The 16,114-nt window shown below is 70.8% G+C and carries 13 protein-coding genes; 8 read left to right on the top strand and 5 right to left on the bottom strand.

Going from position 1 to position 16,114, the window contains the following annotated elements:
• Positions 1-3 precede the first annotated feature (3 nt).
• Positions 4-528, bottom strand: coding sequence for an adenine phosphoribosyltransferase (locus ASF96_RS01815; RefSeq protein ID WP_055832072.1), 525 nt, complete (start codon positions 526-528; stop codon positions 4-6).
• Between the two features lie 363 nt (positions 529-891).
• On the opposite strand from ASF96_RS01815, the gene ASF96_RS01810 reads away from it, so the two are divergent.
• On the top strand, positions 892-2,571 hold the full coding sequence (locus ASF96_RS01810; RefSeq protein ID WP_055935407.1) for a glycoside hydrolase family 13 protein: 1,680 nt from the start codon (positions 892-894) through the stop codon (positions 2,569-2,571).
• 42 nt (positions 2,572-2,613) lie between these two features.
• On the top strand, positions 2,614-3,630 hold the full coding sequence (locus ASF96_RS01805; protein ID WP_055935405.1) for a LacI family DNA-binding transcriptional regulator: 1,017 nt from the start codon (positions 2,614-2,616) through the stop codon (positions 3,628-3,630).
• Positions 3,631-3,897: 267 nt separating this feature from the next.
• Here ASF96_RS01805 and ASF96_RS01800 read toward each other — a convergent pair whose 3' ends face one another.
• Complete coding sequence (locus ASF96_RS01800) at positions 3,898-5,091, bottom strand: DUF4190 domain-containing protein (RefSeq protein ID WP_055935403.1); 1,194 nt, start codon at positions 5,089-5,091, stop codon at positions 3,898-3,900.
• A gap of 131 nt (positions 5,092-5,222) precedes the next feature.
• Positions 5,223-6,416: an NAD(P)/FAD-dependent oxidoreductase gene (locus ASF96_RS01795; protein ID WP_055935401.1), complete on the bottom strand. Its 1,194-nt coding sequence runs from the start codon at positions 6,414-6,416 to the stop codon at positions 5,223-5,225.
• Positions 6,417-6,775: 359 nt separating this feature from the next.
• On the opposite strand from ASF96_RS01795, the gene ASF96_RS01790 reads away from it, so the two are divergent.
• Positions 6,776-7,990, top strand: coding sequence for an amidohydrolase (locus ASF96_RS01790; protein WP_055935398.1), 1,215 nt, complete (start codon positions 6,776-6,778; stop codon positions 7,988-7,990).
• A gap of 15 nt (positions 7,991-8,005) precedes the next feature.
• Here the strand turns inward: ASF96_RS01790 and ASF96_RS01785 are convergent, their stop codons facing one another.
• Entirely contained in the window at positions 8,006-8,644 is a 639-nt protein-coding gene (locus ASF96_RS01785; protein ID WP_055833115.1) for an isochorismatase family protein, read from the bottom strand.
• Between the two features lie 94 nt (positions 8,645-8,738).
• The gene (locus ASF96_RS01780; RefSeq protein ID WP_327037381.1) at positions 8,739-9,731 is read right to left on the bottom strand and encodes a LacI family DNA-binding transcriptional regulator; all 993 of its coding nucleotides are present in this window, start codon (positions 9,729-9,731) and stop codon (positions 8,739-8,741) included.
• Positions 9,732-9,914: 183 nt separating this feature from the next.
• On the opposite strand from ASF96_RS01780, the gene ASF96_RS01775 reads away from it, so the two are divergent.
• The 5 genes from ASF96_RS01775 (at position 9,915) to ASF96_RS17300 (ending at position 16,094) form a co-directional block, all read left to right on the top strand.
• Positions 9,915-11,207: an ABC transporter substrate-binding protein gene (locus ASF96_RS01775; RefSeq protein WP_055832086.1), complete on the top strand. Its 1,293-nt coding sequence runs from the start codon at positions 9,915-9,917 to the stop codon at positions 11,205-11,207.
• 55 nt (positions 11,208-11,262) lie between these two features.
• Entirely contained in the window at positions 11,263-12,168 is a 906-nt protein-coding gene (locus ASF96_RS01770) for a carbohydrate ABC transporter permease (protein WP_235560510.1), read from the top strand.
• A gap of 1 nt (position 12,169) precedes the next feature.
• On the top strand, positions 12,170-13,072 hold the full coding sequence (locus ASF96_RS01765; protein WP_156458677.1) for a carbohydrate ABC transporter permease: 903 nt from the start codon (positions 12,170-12,172) through the stop codon (positions 13,070-13,072).
• Between the two features lie 3 nt (positions 13,073-13,075).
• Positions 13,076-15,001 carry a glycoside hydrolase family 127 protein gene (locus tag ASF96_RS01760; protein ID WP_055935394.1) on the top strand — a complete coding sequence of 642 codons (1,926 nt, stop codon included), beginning with the start codon at positions 13,076-13,078 and terminating at the stop codon, positions 14,999-15,001.
• Between the two features lie 667 nt (positions 15,002-15,668).
• A complete protein-coding gene (locus tag ASF96_RS17300) occupies positions 15,669-16,094 on the top strand; it encodes a hypothetical protein (RefSeq protein WP_235560509.1) in 426 nt (141 codons plus the stop codon).
• Positions 16,095-16,114: the final 20 nt, after the last annotated feature.

The raw sequence follows: 16,114 nt of genomic DNA, 5'->3' as shown, positions 1-16,114 counted from the left end.
GCGTCAGACGTGGAAGACCGCGTGCACGTCGCCGCCGAGCACCTCGCGGCCGCCGAGGCCGTCGATCTCGAGCAGTGTCGCGATGCCGATGACCTCGCTGCCCACCGTCTGCAGCAGCTCGCGGCCGGCGGCGAGCGTTCCGCCGGTGGCGAGCACGTCGTCGAGAAGCAGCACGCGGGCGCCCGCGGCATTGTCGTCGTGCATCTCGATGGTCGCCGAGCCGTACTCGAGGTCGTACTCGACCGCGGCGGCGGGTCGGGGGAGCTTCCCGGCCTTGCGGATGGGCATCAGCCCCACGTTCGCGACGATCGCCGCAGCGCCGGCGAGCAGGAAGCCGCGCGCCTCGACCCCCGCGACGGCGTCGAAGCGGCCGGCGAAGGGTTCGATCAACGCCTCGACGACGGTGCGCAGGGCCGCGGCATCCGTTAGCAGCGGCGTGATGTCGCGGAACACGATCCCCGGCTTCGGGTAGTCGGGGATGCTCGTGATGAGCGATTCAGCGCGGGCGAGAGCAGAGGCGTCGGGCACCGCCCCAGCCTAATCGCGGCGCTCCACCCCCGCCCTTCCCCGTTGAGTGTCCAGGACACGCCGCGCATGCCCCGCCGCGAGCGGCATGTCTCGGACACTCAACACCCGGCGCCGGGCGCCGGGTGCGGGCGCCGGGCGCGGGCGCAGGGCGCTGGGCGCACGCGCCGAGCACCGCCCGTACGACGCCCACCCCCGCCGCCCGCACGACGCGCGCCGGCCGCCCCGCGCGACATCCCTGTCGAGTGTCCACGACACGCCGCGTACGGCCCGACGACTACGGCGTGTTCCGGACACTCAACGAGCAAGGGGCGCGGGGACACCGTCGAGACACACGACTGCAAGCGCTTGCACTAACGTGGTCGCATGACTTTCACGCAGGAAGACTCGCGCTCCGACCTCGCCCCGGCGCCCGGCGCGGAGTGGTGGCGCACCGCCGTCATCTACCAGATCTACCCGCGCTCGTTCGCGGATGCGTCGGGCGACGGCCTGGGCGACCTGCCCGGCGTCACCGCGCACCTCGACGACCTGCACGACCTGGGGGTGGATGCCATCTGGCTCAGCCCCTTCCAGCGGTCGCCGCAGAAGGACGCGGGCTACGACGTCGCCGACTACCGCGACGTCGACCCGATCTTCGGAACCCTCGCCGACTTCGACGCGATGCTCGCGGGTGCGCACGAGCGCGGCATCCGGGTCATCGTCGACCTCGTGCCCAACCACTCCAGCGATCAGCACGTGTGGTTCCAAGAGGCGCTGAAGGCCACGCCGGGCAGCCCCGAGCGGGCGCGCTACATCTTCCGCGAGGGCAAGGGCGAGAACGGCGAACTGCCGCCGAACAACTGGGAGTCCGTCTTCGGCGGCGGCATGTGGAAGCGCGTGACCGAGGCCGACGGCACGCCGGGCCAGTGGTACCTGCACATCTTCGACGAGAGCCAGCCCGACTTCGACTGGACCAACGATGAAGTGCGCGCGGAGTTCCGCGACATCCTGCGCTTCTGGCTCGACCGCGGCGTCGACGGTTTCCGCGTCGACGTGGCGCACGGTCTCATCAAGGCCGAGGGCTTGCCCGACTTCACGCCCGACCCCGAGGGCGGCTCGATGGGCGGCGACGCCGCCGAGGTTCCGTACTGGGGCCAGCCGGGCGTGCACGACGTGTGGCGCGACTGGCACGAGGTGCTCGCCGAATACGACGGCGACCGCGCCCTCTGTGCCGAGGCGTGGCTGCCGACGGTGAAGCAGACGGCGCTGTGGGTGCGTCCCGACGAGATGCATCAGGCGTTCAACTTCCACTACCTCGAAACGAAGTGGGATGCCGCGGCCCTGCGCGACGTGGTCACGGAGTCGATCGCGGAGTACACCGCCGTCGGCGCCCCGAGCACCTGGGTGCTCTCGAACCACGACGTCGTGCGCCACGCCTCGCGCTTGGCGCTGACGGCCGAGAACCCGCAGGGCGCCGGCATCGGCCCGAAGTCCCCCGGCAAGCCCGACCCGGTGAAGGGCCTGCGCCGCGCCCGCGCCGCCACCTCGCTCATGCTGGCCCTGCCGGGCTCGTCGTACCTCTACCAGGGCGAAGAGCTGGGCCTGCCCGAGGTCATCGACCTGCCCGACGACGCCCGACAGGACCCGACCTGGTTCCGCACGAATGGCGAGCGCTACGGACGCGACGGATGCCGCGTGCCGATCCCGTGGACCGCCGACGCCCCCGCGTACGGCTTCAACACCACCGGCGAGGCCTGGCTGCCGCAGCCCGCCGAGTGGGCCGAGCTCGCGCATGACGTGCAGGTCGACGACCCCTCCTCCACCCTCACGCTCTACCGCGCGCTGCTCGCCGAGCGCCGCGCGCGCGGCCTGGGTGCGGGCGACATCGAGTGGCTCGACGGCTACGGCGACGACGTCGTGGCGCTGCGCAACGGCACGCTCACCGTGATCGCCAACCTCGGTGACTCCCCGGTCGAGCTGCCCGCGGGCGAGGTGCTCATCGCGAGCGGTCCCCTCGACGGCGAGCGCCTGCCCACCGACACGACCGTGTGGATCGCGGCGGCCTGACCCGCCCGCATCCGCACCGATCCGACGAGACAACGCGAGACCGTGGCCGGAATCGACGACGTCGCCCGCGCGGCGGGGGTGTCGACGGCCACGGTTTCGCGTGCGTTGAGCGGACGCGGCCCCGTCTCGACATCGACCCGCGACCGCGTGCTCGCCGCGGCCGAGCGACTGGGCTACGTCGTGTCGGCCGCGGCGTCGAGCCTCGCCACGGGACGGGCGCGGGCGGTCGGGGTGGTCGTGCCGTTCCTCGACCGCTGGTTCTTCAGCACGGTACTCGCCGGCATCTCCGACGCCCTCGTGCGCGAGGGCTACGACATCACGCTGTACAGCGTGAGCGCCGACCCGACCGAACGTCGCCGCGTGTTCGACGATCACCTGCGCCGCCGGCGCATCGACGCCGTGATCACGATCGCGATCGAGGTGGATGCCGAGGAGTCGGCGTCTCTTCGTGGCCTCGGCGTTCCGATCGTCGCCATCGCCGGCCCCCACCCGCAGCTGACCACCCTGACCGTCGACGACCTCGCGGTCGGGCGCCTGGCCACGACGCACCTGCTCGAGCTCGGGCATCGCCGGCTCGTGCACATCGGCGCGGACGTGACCACCGACGCCGCGTCGTCGGTGCCGGGACTGCGTCGGCGGGGTTTCGAATCCGCTCTCGCCGACGTGGGCCTGTCGGCACCGCGGGTCGAACCGGCCGACTTCACCATCGAGGGCGGGTCGGCGGCGGCGACGCGGGTATTGGCGACGGCGGAGCGACCGACCGCCGTGTTCGCGGCCTCGGACGAGATGGCGATCGGGGCGATCCTCGCGGCGCGCGAGCTCGGCCTGCGCGTGCCCGAGGACGTGTCGGTCATCGGCGTCGACGGTCACGAGCTGGGGCGCTGGTTCAGCCTGACCACGGTCGATCAATTCGCGCGGGGGCAGGGCGCGCGCGCCGCCGAAGCAGTGCTCGCCGCGCTCGAGGGAGCCGACCCCGCTCCGGGTCGCGGCACGTTACCGTTCGAGCTCGTCGACCGCGGTTCGACGGCGCCACCGTCGTCGGCTCAGTCGGGGCACTGAGCCCCCCGAGGCCGGTCAGATCGTTGGGGGCGCGCGCCGCCCCGGAAGTACGGGCGAGGGCGGTTGCTTTCTGCGTGGCGTGACTGCGCACGAGGACCGGAGGGAGGTTCCCGGAGGTCCGCGGCGCCCGCCGCGCCCGTGTGACGCACACCTCCTGCAGAACCGGGCGTGCGGGGCTCCGCGGCCCGGAGAACGGCCGCTGAGCCGGAGTCCTGCCGCGCACGTGGCCCGCGCGGCATTCTGCCGCGCGGAACCCCCGCCCCGCGATCAGCGCGCGGAACCCGCCAGGCTGCCCGAGACCTCGCCGGCCGGATCGGACACCAGGCACGACACGGCGCGGTCTCCTTCGGCCCACGTCTCCCCCACGGGGGCGAAGTAGTCGACGTTGAGGGTCGAGTCGGCGAACGAGAGTCCGATGAAGCTCGCGAACTCCGCGTCGCAGACGGCTTCGGCCTGGGCGGTGATGGCGTCATCTCCCGGGAAGGGTCCGTCGGCGAGCGAGGACGCGGCGAACACCTCGTAGCTGTGCGGCGTCGCGCAGTCGACGAAGCTGTCGTCGCTGACGTACCCGCTCGGCAGGGCGTCGAGGCACTCCCCGACGGCGAGGACGTAGACGTCGTCGGGCGTCGGCTCGCCGGGGGCGATGGTGACTCCGCCGTCTTCCGACGTCGACGGCGGCACGAACGGGTCGGCGGAGGACTGGCTCTCGGCGAAGACGGCGAAGACGACCAGGGCGATCACGCCGAGGATCGTCAGCACCGTGAGGACGGAGCCGGCGATGATGCCGGTGATGGCGAGGCCGCGTCCTTTCTCGCCGGTGCGCTTGATCTGCGCGAGGCCGACGGCTCCGGCGATGATGCCGCCGAGGGGAACGACGAAGCCAAGGACGATCGCCACGATCGAGACGACGTTGGTGCGGTTCGCGTAGTCGACGGGCGGCGGGATCGCTCCGGCCGGGTACCCGCCGGCCGTGTATCCGGCCGACGGCGCCGCGGCACCGGGATAGCCCGGGTACCCGGAGGCGGTGGCGAACGCCGGGTCGGCGGAAGCGGGGTCGGCGGCGGCGGGGTCGCCCGCCACGTCGGACGGGGCGGGCACGGCACCGACGACGAGGCCCTGCTGCGCGAGGCGCACACCGACGGCGTGCGCCGCTTCGTTCACGACGTCACCCGACTTCGCCGCGCCGATCGCCCCGCCCTTGAAGAAGCCGCCCGCGGCGGAGTGCTCGAACGCGGCCGTCGCCCCGCCCTGCTCCGGCGCGAAGTGCACGTCGAACCGCACGTGCATGTCCTGCCCGGCGAACGCCCCGGCGACGAGAGTGGTGCCGAGGCTCCCCCGCGACACGTCGAGCGAGCCCGACGCGGTGGGCTGCACGCGGAAGCCCTGCTCACCGAGGGCGGCGGCGACCGCGTCGCGCGCCGCGTCAACGGGAACGGAGAGGTGGATCAGGGCAGACGACATAGAGAGCTCCCGGGTGAGTGGCGTCGCGATCAGGCTCACGGCACGCGTTCACATTAGCGACGACCCGCGCCGCGCGGATACGCCACCACCGAGCAGACCACGGGCCGAAAGCCCCGTGGCCCGCGCCACCGTCAGCGGATGCGCCCCACGAGGTCGTCGCGCGTGAGGGTGTTGGCGTCGGCGAGCGCCGCTCGAGCGGCATCGCGGGCCTCTTCGACGTTCCAGAGCAGAACGCCCACGACACGGCCGTCGTCGAGGTAGTAGACGACGCCCCGTTCGGTGTCGATCCAGTCCTCGACGGTCTCGAGCTCGGCATCCAGGGTTCCGACCGCTTCGTATCGGATGCCGAAGACGGCCGAGTAATAGTAGGGCGTGTGCGTGTAGGACTCGGCGGCACCCGCGAGGTTGCGACCCGCGGCCGCGCCCTGCGCGTTGGCGTTGTCGACGTGCTCGACACGGCGGCGTTCGAGCAGTCGATCGGGGTAGTTGGCCACGTCGCCCGCGGCCCAGATGTCGTCGGCCGACGACCGCAGCTGCGCGTCGACCACGACGCCGTCGTCGACCGTGAGCCCCGCGCCTTCGGCGAGGTCGGTCGCGACATCGATGCCCAGGCCGCTCACCACGGCGTCGGCGCGCACCTCGTCGCCGTTCTCGAGCGAGAGCCGCACGCCCGCGGCATCCGCCTCTCCGCCCTCGACCTTGGAGCCGGCGACGATCTCGACCCCCGCGTCGCGGAAGAGCTTCTCGAAGCGCTCCGCCAGCGCGGCGGGGAAAACCGCGTCGCCCAGCACGGCCCCCGTGTGGACGAGCACGGTGTCGACGCCGTTCTGCACGAGGGCCGCGGCCAGCTCGGAGCCGATGTACCCGCCGCCGACGACGGCGATGCGCTCGACGTCCTGCGCCAGAGACCGCAGGCGGCGGTAGTCCTCGGCGGTGCGGAACGACAGCACCCGCTCGCCGTTCGAACGATCCTCGACGGGGAGGGGCACCGGCTTTCCGCCGGTCGCGACGAGCAGCTTGCCGTACGCGAAGGTCTCGCCGTCGGCATCCACTTCGTGCGCGTCGGGGCGGATCGCCGTCGCGCGCGTGCGCAGACGGATGTCGGCGCCGGTGTCGTCGGCGGTGCCCAGCGGCACCTGGTCCCACGTGAACTCGTCGTCGGTCCACAGCTTCTTGCTCAGGGCCGGGCGCGTGTACGGCTCGTCGACGTCGTCGCTCAGGATGCCGATCGACCCGTCGCGGTCGATCTCGCGGATGCCGCGGGCGGCGGTGTCGGCGACCATTCCGCCGCCGACGATGAGGTAGTCGAAGTGTGTGGTGGTCATGCGATCAGCCTCGCCGTCGCACCCGGCCGGACCGGACGGCTTGCGGGGCCCCACGGCATCCGGTATCGCCGCCCCCGCGAACCCCTGTTGAGTGTCCAAGACACGCCGCACCCGCCCCCGCACACGCGGCGTGTCTCGGACACTCAACGGGGGGGGTAGCGCCGCATCCCCCGGAGACGAAGCGGTGTTGAGTGTCCAGGACACGCCGCACCCGCCCCCGCACACGCGGCGTGCCTTGGACACTCGACGGTTGGGGGACGGCGGGGCGGGGCACGGCATAGCGCCGGGCACGGCGGGGCCGGAGCACGGCGCGTGCGGGGGCCCCACACGGGCGGGCAGGCGCGAACTAGGCTCGATCCATGAGCGTCGACCTCGAAAGCCTGTACACCGACCTGCACGCGCACCCCGAGCTGTCGTTCCAAGAGACGCGCACCGCCGGCGTCATCGCGCGCCACCTCGCCGACCTCGGCCTCGAGGTCGAAGAGGGCGTGGGGCGCACGGGCGTGGTCACGACGATCCGCAACGGCGACGGCCCCGTCGTGTGGCTCCGCGCCGACATGGACGGCCTGCCCGTCGAGGAGCAGACCGGCCTCGCCTACGCCAGCACCGCGCGCGGCACCGACCCGGCCGGCAACGCCGTTCCCGTCATGCACGCGTGCGGGCACGACATGCACGTCACCGCGCTCATCGGCGCCCTCGAACGCCTCGTCGCCACGACCGACGAGTGGTCGGGCACCGTCGTCGCCGTGTTCCAGCCGGCCGAGGAGTACGGCGCCGGCTCGCAGGCGATGATCGCCGACGGCGTGCTCGAGCGGTACCCGAAGCCCGACATCGTGCTCGGTCAGCACGTCACCCCCCTGCCCGCCGGCGTCATCGGCGTGCGCCCGGGCACGCAGATGGCGGCCTCGGACGGCCTCACCGTGGTGCTGCACGGTCGCGGCGGCCACGGCTCGCGCCCGCACTCCACGATCGACCCCGTCGTCATGGCCGCGGCCACCGTCATGCGCCTGCAGACCGTCGTCTCGCGCGAGGTCGACCCGCGCGACGTCGCCGTCGTCACCGTCGGCTCGATCCACGCGGGACTGAAGAACAACATCATCCCCGCCGAGGCGAAGCTCGAACTCAGCCTGCGCTACCCCGACGACGCCGCCCGCACGCGCGTGATGAGCAAGGTCGAGCGCATCATCCGCGCCGAGGCCGAGGCATCCGGAGCCGAGCAGACCCCCACCATCTCGACCGACCACACCCTTCCCCCCACGATCAACGATCCGGATGCCACGGCCCGGCTCACCGGAGCATTCCACCGCGCGTTCGGCGAGGCCGGCGTCGTCGACCCGGGCATGTTCACCGGCAGCGAGGACGTGTCGTGGTTCGCGCGAGAGTCGGGCGCTCCGCTGGTGTTCTGGTTCTGGGGCGGCGTCGACCCGCAGGCCTTCGCCGATGCCCTGGCCGGCGGCACCATCGAGCGCGACATCCCGACGAACCACTCGCCGTACTTCGCCCCCGTCATGCAGCCGACCATCGACCGGGGCGTCGAGAACCTGGTCGTGGCGGCGCGGGAGTTCCTGGGCTGAGCCCCGGCACCGGGGTCACCGCCGAGCGGCGCGTTCAGCTCCCGCGATGGCGGACTGCGCGAGGTTGTCGCTCGTGAGGACCGTGCCATCGGTGACGGCATCGAGCCATTGCGCCGTCGACGCCACCGCGGCGAAGTTCGAGTGCAGAAGCGTCATCAGCGTCGTGTGGACGGTCTCGGCATCGGCGAAGCCGGCGGTGTTCGCGAGGTGGATCGCCCCCGTGGCATCCGACAGCACCTCCGCGGCGAGGCCGTGCGTCTCGGCCTCGGCGGCCGACGCGATGATGCAGTTGTTCGTCATGTACCCGACCAACGTGATCGTGTCGACCTCGTGCGCCCGCAACCAGTCGAGCAGGTCGGTGCCCGCGAACACCGTGCCGTACCGCTTGGTGAGGCGTTTGGCATCCGGTCCCAGACGGCTTTCCACCGCGGGGTGCAGCGCGAAGCCGTCCGTCGTGGGGTCGAAGACCGGAGCGCCCTCTCGGGCGAGGTGCTGGATGGCGGCGACGGGGATGCCTGTGGCGGTGGCAGCCTCGATCGCGGCGGTGATCTGCGGCAGGGACTGCGCGTGCGGGGGGAAGCGGATCTCGAGCGGACCCGAGAAGTAGTCCTGCTGCACGTCGACGAGGATCAGTGCGCGGCGGGGGGTGTTCATGTTCATGTGCTCCTGGGGTGTCGTCGCAGCGCTTCGGCTGCCTCCCCCCAGGATGGCCCAGCCCCGCTCCGATGGCGGACGCCCTCGAGGGCGTCTACCGGCGGGCGATCGTGGAACCCCGGATGACGAGACGCACCGGGAGGTGGTGCACGCCGTGCGGTATCTCGACACCGTCGATCGCCTGGAAGATCCGCTCCGCGGCCTGCTTGCCCAGCTCTCCCAGGTTGGCGTCGATGCTCGTGAGTCCCGGCCGTGAGTTCGCGGCGAGGGGGAGCCAGTTGTCGTACCCGATGATGGCGAGGTCTTCCGGAACGCGGCGGCCGAGCTCCCGAGCCGTGTCGATCGCCCCGCGGGCCAACTGGTCGGAGGCGCAGAAGATGGCGTCTATCTCGGGGTAGCGCTCGAGCAGCGTGGCCGCGGCGTCGCGGCCCCAGTGCTCGGACCACTCGGAGTACATCGGTGCGCCGACGAGCTCGAGGTCGGCCGCACGCAGCGCCGCCTGGGCGCCCTCCCACCGATCCGTCGCCGCCCGGTAGCTCTGATCCCCCGCGATGAAGGCGATGCGCTTGCGGCCGCAGCTGACCAGATGCTCGATGGCCAGCTGACCGCCGGTGAGGTTGTCGGGCGTGAGAGAGAGGTCTCGATCGTCATCGGAGGGGCTGTACACGTAGACGACCGGGACGGAGAGTTCTTGTCCGAGGGAGCGACGGGCGTCGGTGCGGCTGCCCACGACGATGATGCCGTCGACCCGGCGACTCAACAGCGCGCGGAGATGATGCTGCTCGCGCACGGCGTCACCCTGCGCGTCGCAAAGGAACACGTTGACGCTGCCCGCGCCGAGGGCGTCTTCTGCTCCGGCGAGGATGGGCAGCACGAAACGGCCCTCCAGGTCGTTGGTCAGCAGACCGACCGTGCCCGACCTGCTGGCCAGCAATCCCCGCGCGAGGGGGTTCGGGGTGAACCGCAGCTCGAAAGCGGCACTTTCGACCCGCGCACGGGTGGCGGCGGCGACATCGCCTCGACCGTTCAACGCTTTCGACGCGGTAGACAGAGACACTCCGGCCGCTTCGGCGACGTCACTGAGCATCGGTACCCCGCTTTTTCTCTTCGACATCGCGCCTCCCGTTGCTAAAAGGTTATCGGAGCACAGTTGACGAGCCGCCCACGTTGGGGACAGAATGGCGAAACCGCTTTCGAAGATTTCGAAGCGGGAGCCGCAGGCACGGACGCCTGCGCGAGGCCGCTCACCGATGAGCCAAGGAGACCCGCAATGACCACTACCCGACGTCGCACCATTCTCTGGCGGGGAGGCGCTGCCGCCGTGCTGGCAGGAGCGCTCGCCCTCACCGGCTGCTCCGCCCCCTCCACGAACGCCGTCCCCGCCGACATCCCCGCCGAAGGCGTGGACGACGGCACCTCGCTGACCCTGTGGACGCGCGCGCCGCTCGAGAAGCAGGCCAAGCAGCTGGTGGAGGCCTACAACTCCAGCCACGAGAACCAGGTCGAACTGACCGTCGTCCCCAACGACGACTACGTGGCAAAGGTGGGTGCCGCAGCCGGTTCCGGCGGCCTGCCCGACCTCTTCGCCGCCGACATCGTCTACGTGCCCAACTGGGTCGAGCAGGGCCTGTTCCAGGACGTGACCGCCCAGATCGACGGACTCTCGTACAAGGACTCGATCAACAAGGGCCACCTGAGCGCGGGAACCCTCGACGGTAAGGAGCACGTTCTCCCGTTCGTGCTCGACCTCTCGGTGATGATGTGGAACAAGGAACTCGTCGCCGAGGCCGGCCTCGACCCGGAGAAGGCGCCGGAGACCCTGGCCGACTTTGCCGCCACTGCGAAGGCCGTGCAGGCCCTCGGCAAGCCGGGCGTGTCCGGCACCTCCACGGGCCTGAACTGCGGTGGATGCCTTCTGTTCACCTGGTTCCCGTCGGTCTGGGCCTCCGGTGAGGACGTCCTGAACGCCGACGGCACGGAGTCGCTGCTCGCCGGCGACGCCGCGCAGGAGGTCTACTCCACGTGGAAGGACCTCGAGTCCTCCGGCGCCGTCGCTCCCGGCTCGGCCGATGAGACCGGTGCGACGTGGGTCGCCGGCTTCCAGGAGGGCAACGTCGGCATCATGCCGTTCCCCGCCACCCTGCTGTCGGGACTCGAGTTCGACGCGGGCGTCTCGGGCATCCCGGGCGTCGACGGCGGCGCATCCACCTTCGTGGGCGGTGACGGCATCGGCATCTCCAAGGACTCGAAGCAGTCCCCGCAGGCGTGGAACTTCCTGTCGTGGCTCACGTCGGAGGACGCGCAGGTCGGAGTGCTGGCAAAGGACGGCAGCACGGTCGCCCGCTCGGATCTGGCCGACAACGAATTCTCGTCGAAGGACCCCCGCCAGGTGGCCATCAACGAGGTCGCCGGCGAGGGCAAGACCCCCGTGGCGCTGAACTTCCAGCAGGCGTTCAACGCGCCCGGAAGCCCCTGGCTGACCCTGGTCCGAAACGCCGTGCTGAACGACGGCGACTCGGTCGAAGCCGACAACGAAGAGATCACCGCGATCCTCTCGCAGTAACCCATCTGTGGGGGTGTCGCCCGAACGGCACCCCCACACCCCCGGAAGGAAGATCGTGGCCCGCACTCTTACTCCCCGGCGCTCGCGTTACCAGCGCTCCGCGCTCGGAGGACCCGTCCAGGGGTGGCTGTACGCCGCCCCCACGGCGTTGTTCATCATCGCCCTCTTCGTCATCCCTCTGCTGCTGGTGCTGCAGATGTCCGGCTCGGACTGGCCGCTCCTGCGCGGCAACATGGGTCCGAACTTCCCCGAGAACTTCGTCGAGGCGCTCGATCATCGACTGTTCTGGGACTCGGTGCGCTTCACCGTGCTCTACACGCTGATCACGACGGTGCTGCTGATCGGTCTCGGGCTCGGCCTCGCCCTGCTCGTGCAGGAATCGACCGCGTGGAAGGGATTCCTCCGCACCGCGTTCCTGTTGCCCAGCGCGCTCGGTCTCGCCTCGGCATCCCTGCTCTTCTACGTGCTGTACTCCCCCATCGCCGGTCCGTTCTCGGGCCTGATGGAGTCGTGGGGCGTCACGTTCCTCGGCACCCCCGAAGGGGCCCTGTGGTCGACGGTCTTCCTGATCGTCTGGCGCTTCGCCGGCTTCTACATGCTGCTGCTGCTCGTCGGGCTCCAGGGCATCCCGGAGGACATCTACGAGGCCGCCCGCATCGACGGCGGCTCCCGCTGGCAGATCTTCCGCGACATCACCGTGCCGCTGCTGCGCCCCACCTTCGCGCTGACCACGGTGATGTGCGTCACGGGGTCGCTGCTGGCGTTCGACCAGTTCTACATCCTCACCAAGGGCGGACCGGACAACAGCACCATGACGGTCGTCCAGTTGATCTACAACATCGCCTTCCAAGGCCAGAACAGCCTCGGCGTCGCCGCTGCGCTGTCGGTGATCATCCTGCTCGCCCTGGTCGTCATCAATGCCGTGCAGTTGCGCGCGTTCCGTCGTCCCGAGGAGGCCTGACATGGCCCTGACCACTCCCTCCCCCGCCGCCACTGCCAGCACGCGGGCCATCGTGGCCCCCGGCTCGCGGGATCGACGCCGCCCGTCGGGAGCCCTGCTGTGGGGCCTGCCGTCGAAGATCTTCACCGGCGCCATCGCGATCATCTTCCTGTACCCGCTGGTGTGGACCGGGGTCGCCTCGGTCAGCCCGCAGGCCGGCACGAGCCAGTCCGACGGCTGGGGCTTCGCGAACTACGCGACCCTCGCCAACTTCCAGTCGGGCATCTGGGTCTACCTGGGCAACTCGCTCTTCGTCTCGGTGCTCACGGTCGTGTTGACCCTGGTCGTGTCGTTCCTCGGCGGCTACGCCTTCGCACGCTTCCAGTTCCCCGGCAAGAACCTGTTGTTCCTGTCGGTGCTGGCGATCCTCATGGTCCCCTACGCCACGCTGCTCATTCCGCTGTACGTCATCCTCAACGCGGTCGGCCTGCAGAACTCCCTCGTCGGCGTCGCCCTGGTGCTGACGATGTTCCAGCTGCCGTTCTCGATGTTCATGATGCGCATCTCGTTCGAGTCCGTGCCGCGCGAGCTCGACGAGGCGGCCCTGGTCGACGGCTGCACGAGCTTCTCGGCCCTCTGGCGGGTGCTGCTGCCCGCGGTCAAGCCCGGGCTCATCACCGTGGGGCTGTTCGCCTTCCTCACGGCGTGGAACGACTTCATCGCCCCCCTCATCCTGATCAACGACCAGTCCCGCATCACGCTCCCGCTGGCCGTCGCGAACCTCCGCGGCCAGACGATGGGCGTCATCGACTACGGCGTCACCGAAGCCGGAGTCGTGGTGCTCGCGCTGCCCTGCATCGTGCTGTTCCTGATCCTTCAACGTCACTACGTGCGCGGCTTCATGTCGGGCGCCTTCAAGGGATAAAGAATGACCATCACCACCCCCCCACTCGTGCAACCCGTCGCACCCGTCTCGCCCAGCCGCGGCGCGCTGCGTCCGCTCGGCCTCGACGAGGTCCGCATCACCGGAGGTTTCTGGGGCGAGCGTCAGCGGATCAACGCCGCCGCGACCCTGGGACACGTGCTCGGTCGCCTCGAATCCGAGGGCTGGCTGCCCAACTTCGATCGCGCCGCGGCCGGAACCCTGCCCGCGGGCCGCCGCGGCCGGGAGTTCTCCGACTCCGAGGTGTACAAGTACCTCGAAGCCGCAGCCTGGGAGATCGGGCGTGGCGACGACGCCGACCTCGAGCGCACGTTCCGCGCCGTCGTCGCCCGCGTCGCCGCCGCACAGGAGCCCGACGGCTACCTCAACACGAGGTTCGGCCGCACCGGTCAGGGCGATCGCTGGTCCGACCTGGAGTGGGGGCACGAGCTGTACTGCCTGGGCCACCTCTTCCAGGCCGCCGTCGCGCGCGAGCGCACCCGGCCCGGCTCCGACGACGGACTGCTCGGCGTCGCGCGTCGTGCCGCCGACCTCGTCTACGAGAGGTTCGGCCCGAACGGGCGTGCCGAGGTCTGCGGACACCCGGAGGTCGAGGTGGGCCTGGCCGAGCTCTCCCGGGTGACCGGAGAGCCGCGCTACCTCGAACAGGCCGACCTGTTCGTCGACCGTCGCGGCCGCCGCACGCTCGAGGACATCGAGTGGGGACGGTCCTATTTCCAGGACGACGTCCCGGTGCGCGAGACCACGGTGCTGCATGGTCACGCGGTGCGGGCCAACTACCTCGCCGCGGGAGCCGTCGACATCGCAGTCGAACGCGACGACGCGGATCTGCTCGGTTCGCTGCGGCATCAGTGGGAGACCACCGTGGCGCGTCGCACGTACATCACGGGCGGACAGGGTTCGCATCACCAGGACGAGGCCTTCGGCGACGACTGGGAGCTGCCGCCGGATCGCGCCTACTCGGAGACCTGCGCGGGCATCGGGTCGATCATGTTCTCGTGGCGCCTCCTGCTCGCCGACGGCGACGCCAAGTACGCCGATCTCATCGAACGCACGCTGTTCAACGTGGTGGCCACCTCGCCGAGCGAGGACGGGAAGTCGTTCTACTACTCGAACACGCTGCACCAGCGCGTTCCCGGCATTCCGGCCGATCCGAACGGCACGTCCCTCCGTGCCTCGTCGTCGCTTCGCGCGCCCTGGTTCGAGGTGTCGTGCTGCCCGCCGAACGTGGCCCGCACGTTCGCGAGCCTCGACGCCTACATCGCCACCGCCGACGCCGACGGCATCCAGGTGCACCAGTACGCCCCGGCGGAGGTGCGCACGATGCTCGCCGACGGCCAGCGCGTGGCCTTCGACATCGAGACGGCCTACCCGCTCGATGGAACGGTCCGCGTGCGGATCACGGAAGATGCCGCGCACCCCTGGGCCCTCTCGCTGCGGGTGCCGGCATGGGCCGCGGGCGCGACCGTGCGCCTCGTCACCGCCACGGCCGACGAGAGCCGCGAGGCGAACACCGGCACGGTCGCCGTGCGTCGGGCCTTCCGCGCCGGCGACGTCGTGGAGTTGACGCTGCCGATGACGGCGCGCTTCCGCTCGGCCGACTCGCGGATCGACGCCGTGCGCGGGTGCGTCGCCGTGGAGCGCGGACCCGAGGTGTACGCGCTCGAGTCCGTCGACGTGCCCACCGCCGAGTTCGACACTGTGCGAGTCGACGTCGCCGACGGTGTGCACGAGCACGACGGCCGGCTGTGGGTCACCGCTGTCGAGCAGCCGGTCCACGATGCCGCCTGGCCGTACGGCTCGTTCCCTCCTCCGGCGGACCACCCGCATCACACCGTGCCCCTCGTCCCGTACCACCAGTGGGCTCAGCGGGGACCGGCGGCGATGCGCGTGTGGATACCCACCGCCTGACCACCGTTCGCCGGGATGCCGTGGGGGTGTCCCGGCGAACTCCCTGCCCCGCCCCTCTCCGGGCCCCGTCCTCCTCGGCGGTTCGGAGGGGGCGGGGTTTCTCGCGGATACCGCGCCGAGGGGTGCCGCCGTCCGGTCGGTGGCGAGGCGACGACTCCGGGAGTGGGCCCCTCATCGCTGCGTCGCCGCACCCGCCGGCGATCGGTCAGCGCGGGTGGTGGACCCGTGCGCGTGCGGCGGTCCACACGCCGCCGACCCCGAGCAGGAGCACCCCGGACGCAGCGACGGCGAGCCACGGTTCGGCCGCGTTGCCGCTCTCGGCGAGCGAGCCGGAGGGTGAGCGAGAGGATCCGGCATTCGTGGGCGTCGGCGAAGGCATCGGCAGCGAGGGCAGGGGCGTTGGGAGCGGCGTCACGTCGACGTGCACCGAGACCTCGCCCGCGGGCGTGTCCGCCCAGCTCGGCGCGGGAGGCGAGGCGAGGATACGGCAGCCAGAACGCCGACGATCAGGAGCGACCCCCGCAGCGTGGGAGGACCCTGACGTCGGCCTTCCTCGCGGGCGTTCTCGATCATCCGCTGCACGGACGCCTTCTTCGCTCGGCCGCGCCACATGAGAAGCACGGCCGCGAGCACGAGTACCGCGAGCATTCCGAGCTGAGACCACGGGATGCTCATCGTGGTCGTCTGCCGCACAGCCGGTGCCCCCGAGATGCCTGAGGTATCGATGGCCACGGGGTCGAAACGTGTCTGCACCTCGGTGGCAAAAGTGGGCCACACGTCGTGTACGGTCGCGCTGATCGATCGCGTCTCGCCCGGCGCGAACTCAGGCAGAGCCGCCAGGGCAACGCGGGTACCGAGCACACCGAATGGACCGGACGACTGGAACGACGTCTTCTACGCGCTGTTCGTGGTGGGCGGCCGGCTCGACACGCTCCCGCTGAACCTGTACCAGGTGGCGAGCGCCGGTCTGTACCTTCAGAATTGGCATCTGATCTTCGCCTACATCATTCTGATGAGCCTGCCTCTGCTGATCACCTTCATGGTGGCCCAGCGCAAGATCATCTCGGGCATCACCAGCGGCGCCGTCAAATGACCTTCGCCGCTCCACACCGA

The sequence above is a fragment of the Microbacterium sp. Leaf179 genome, from assembly GCF_001423785.1.
Classification (GTDB): Bacteria; Actinomycetota; Actinomycetes; order Actinomycetales; family Microbacteriaceae; genus Microbacterium.
The sequence above is the reverse complement of the archived record's forward strand: the minus strand, read 5'-3'. Positions and strand labels throughout refer to the sequence as shown.

What these genes read in the sequence shown, in the direction of transcription:
- ASF96_RS17300 (WP_235560509.1), top strand. Translation starts at nt 15,669, where the DNA reads ATGCTCATCGTGGTCGTCTGCCGCACAGCCGGTGCCCCCGAGATGCCT.
- ASF96_RS01795 (WP_055935401.1), bottom strand. Translation starts at nt 6,416, where the DNA reads ATGACCACCACACACTTCGACTACCTCATCGTCGGCGGCGGAATGGTC.
- ASF96_RS01800 (WP_055935403.1), bottom strand. Translation starts at nt 5,091, where the DNA reads ATGTCGTCTGCCCTGATCCACCTCTCCGTTCCCGTTGACGCGGCGCGC.
- ASF96_RS01810 (WP_055935407.1), top strand. Translation starts at nt 892, where the DNA reads ATGACTTTCACGCAGGAAGACTCGCGCTCCGACCTCGCCCCGGCGCCC.
- ASF96_RS01775 (WP_055832086.1), top strand. Translation starts at nt 9,915, where the DNA reads ATGACCACTACCCGACGTCGCACCATTCTCTGGCGGGGAGGCGCTGCC.
- ASF96_RS01760 (WP_055935394.1), top strand. Translation starts at nt 13,076, where the DNA reads ATGACCATCACCACCCCCCCACTCGTGCAACCCGTCGCACCCGTCTCG.
- ASF96_RS01790 (WP_055935398.1), top strand. Translation starts at nt 6,776, where the DNA reads ATGAGCGTCGACCTCGAAAGCCTGTACACCGACCTGCACGCGCACCCC.
- ASF96_RS01765 (WP_156458677.1), top strand. Translation starts at nt 12,170, where the DNA reads ATGGCCCTGACCACTCCCTCCCCCGCCGCCACTGCCAGCACGCGGGCC.
- ASF96_RS01785 (WP_055833115.1), bottom strand. Translation starts at nt 8,644, where the DNA reads ATGAACACCCCCCGCCGCGCACTGATCCTCGTCGACGTGCAGCAGGAC.
- ASF96_RS01780 (WP_327037381.1), bottom strand. Translation starts at nt 9,731, where the DNA reads ATGCTCAGTGACGTCGCCGAAGCGGCCGGAGTGTCTCTGTCTACCGCG.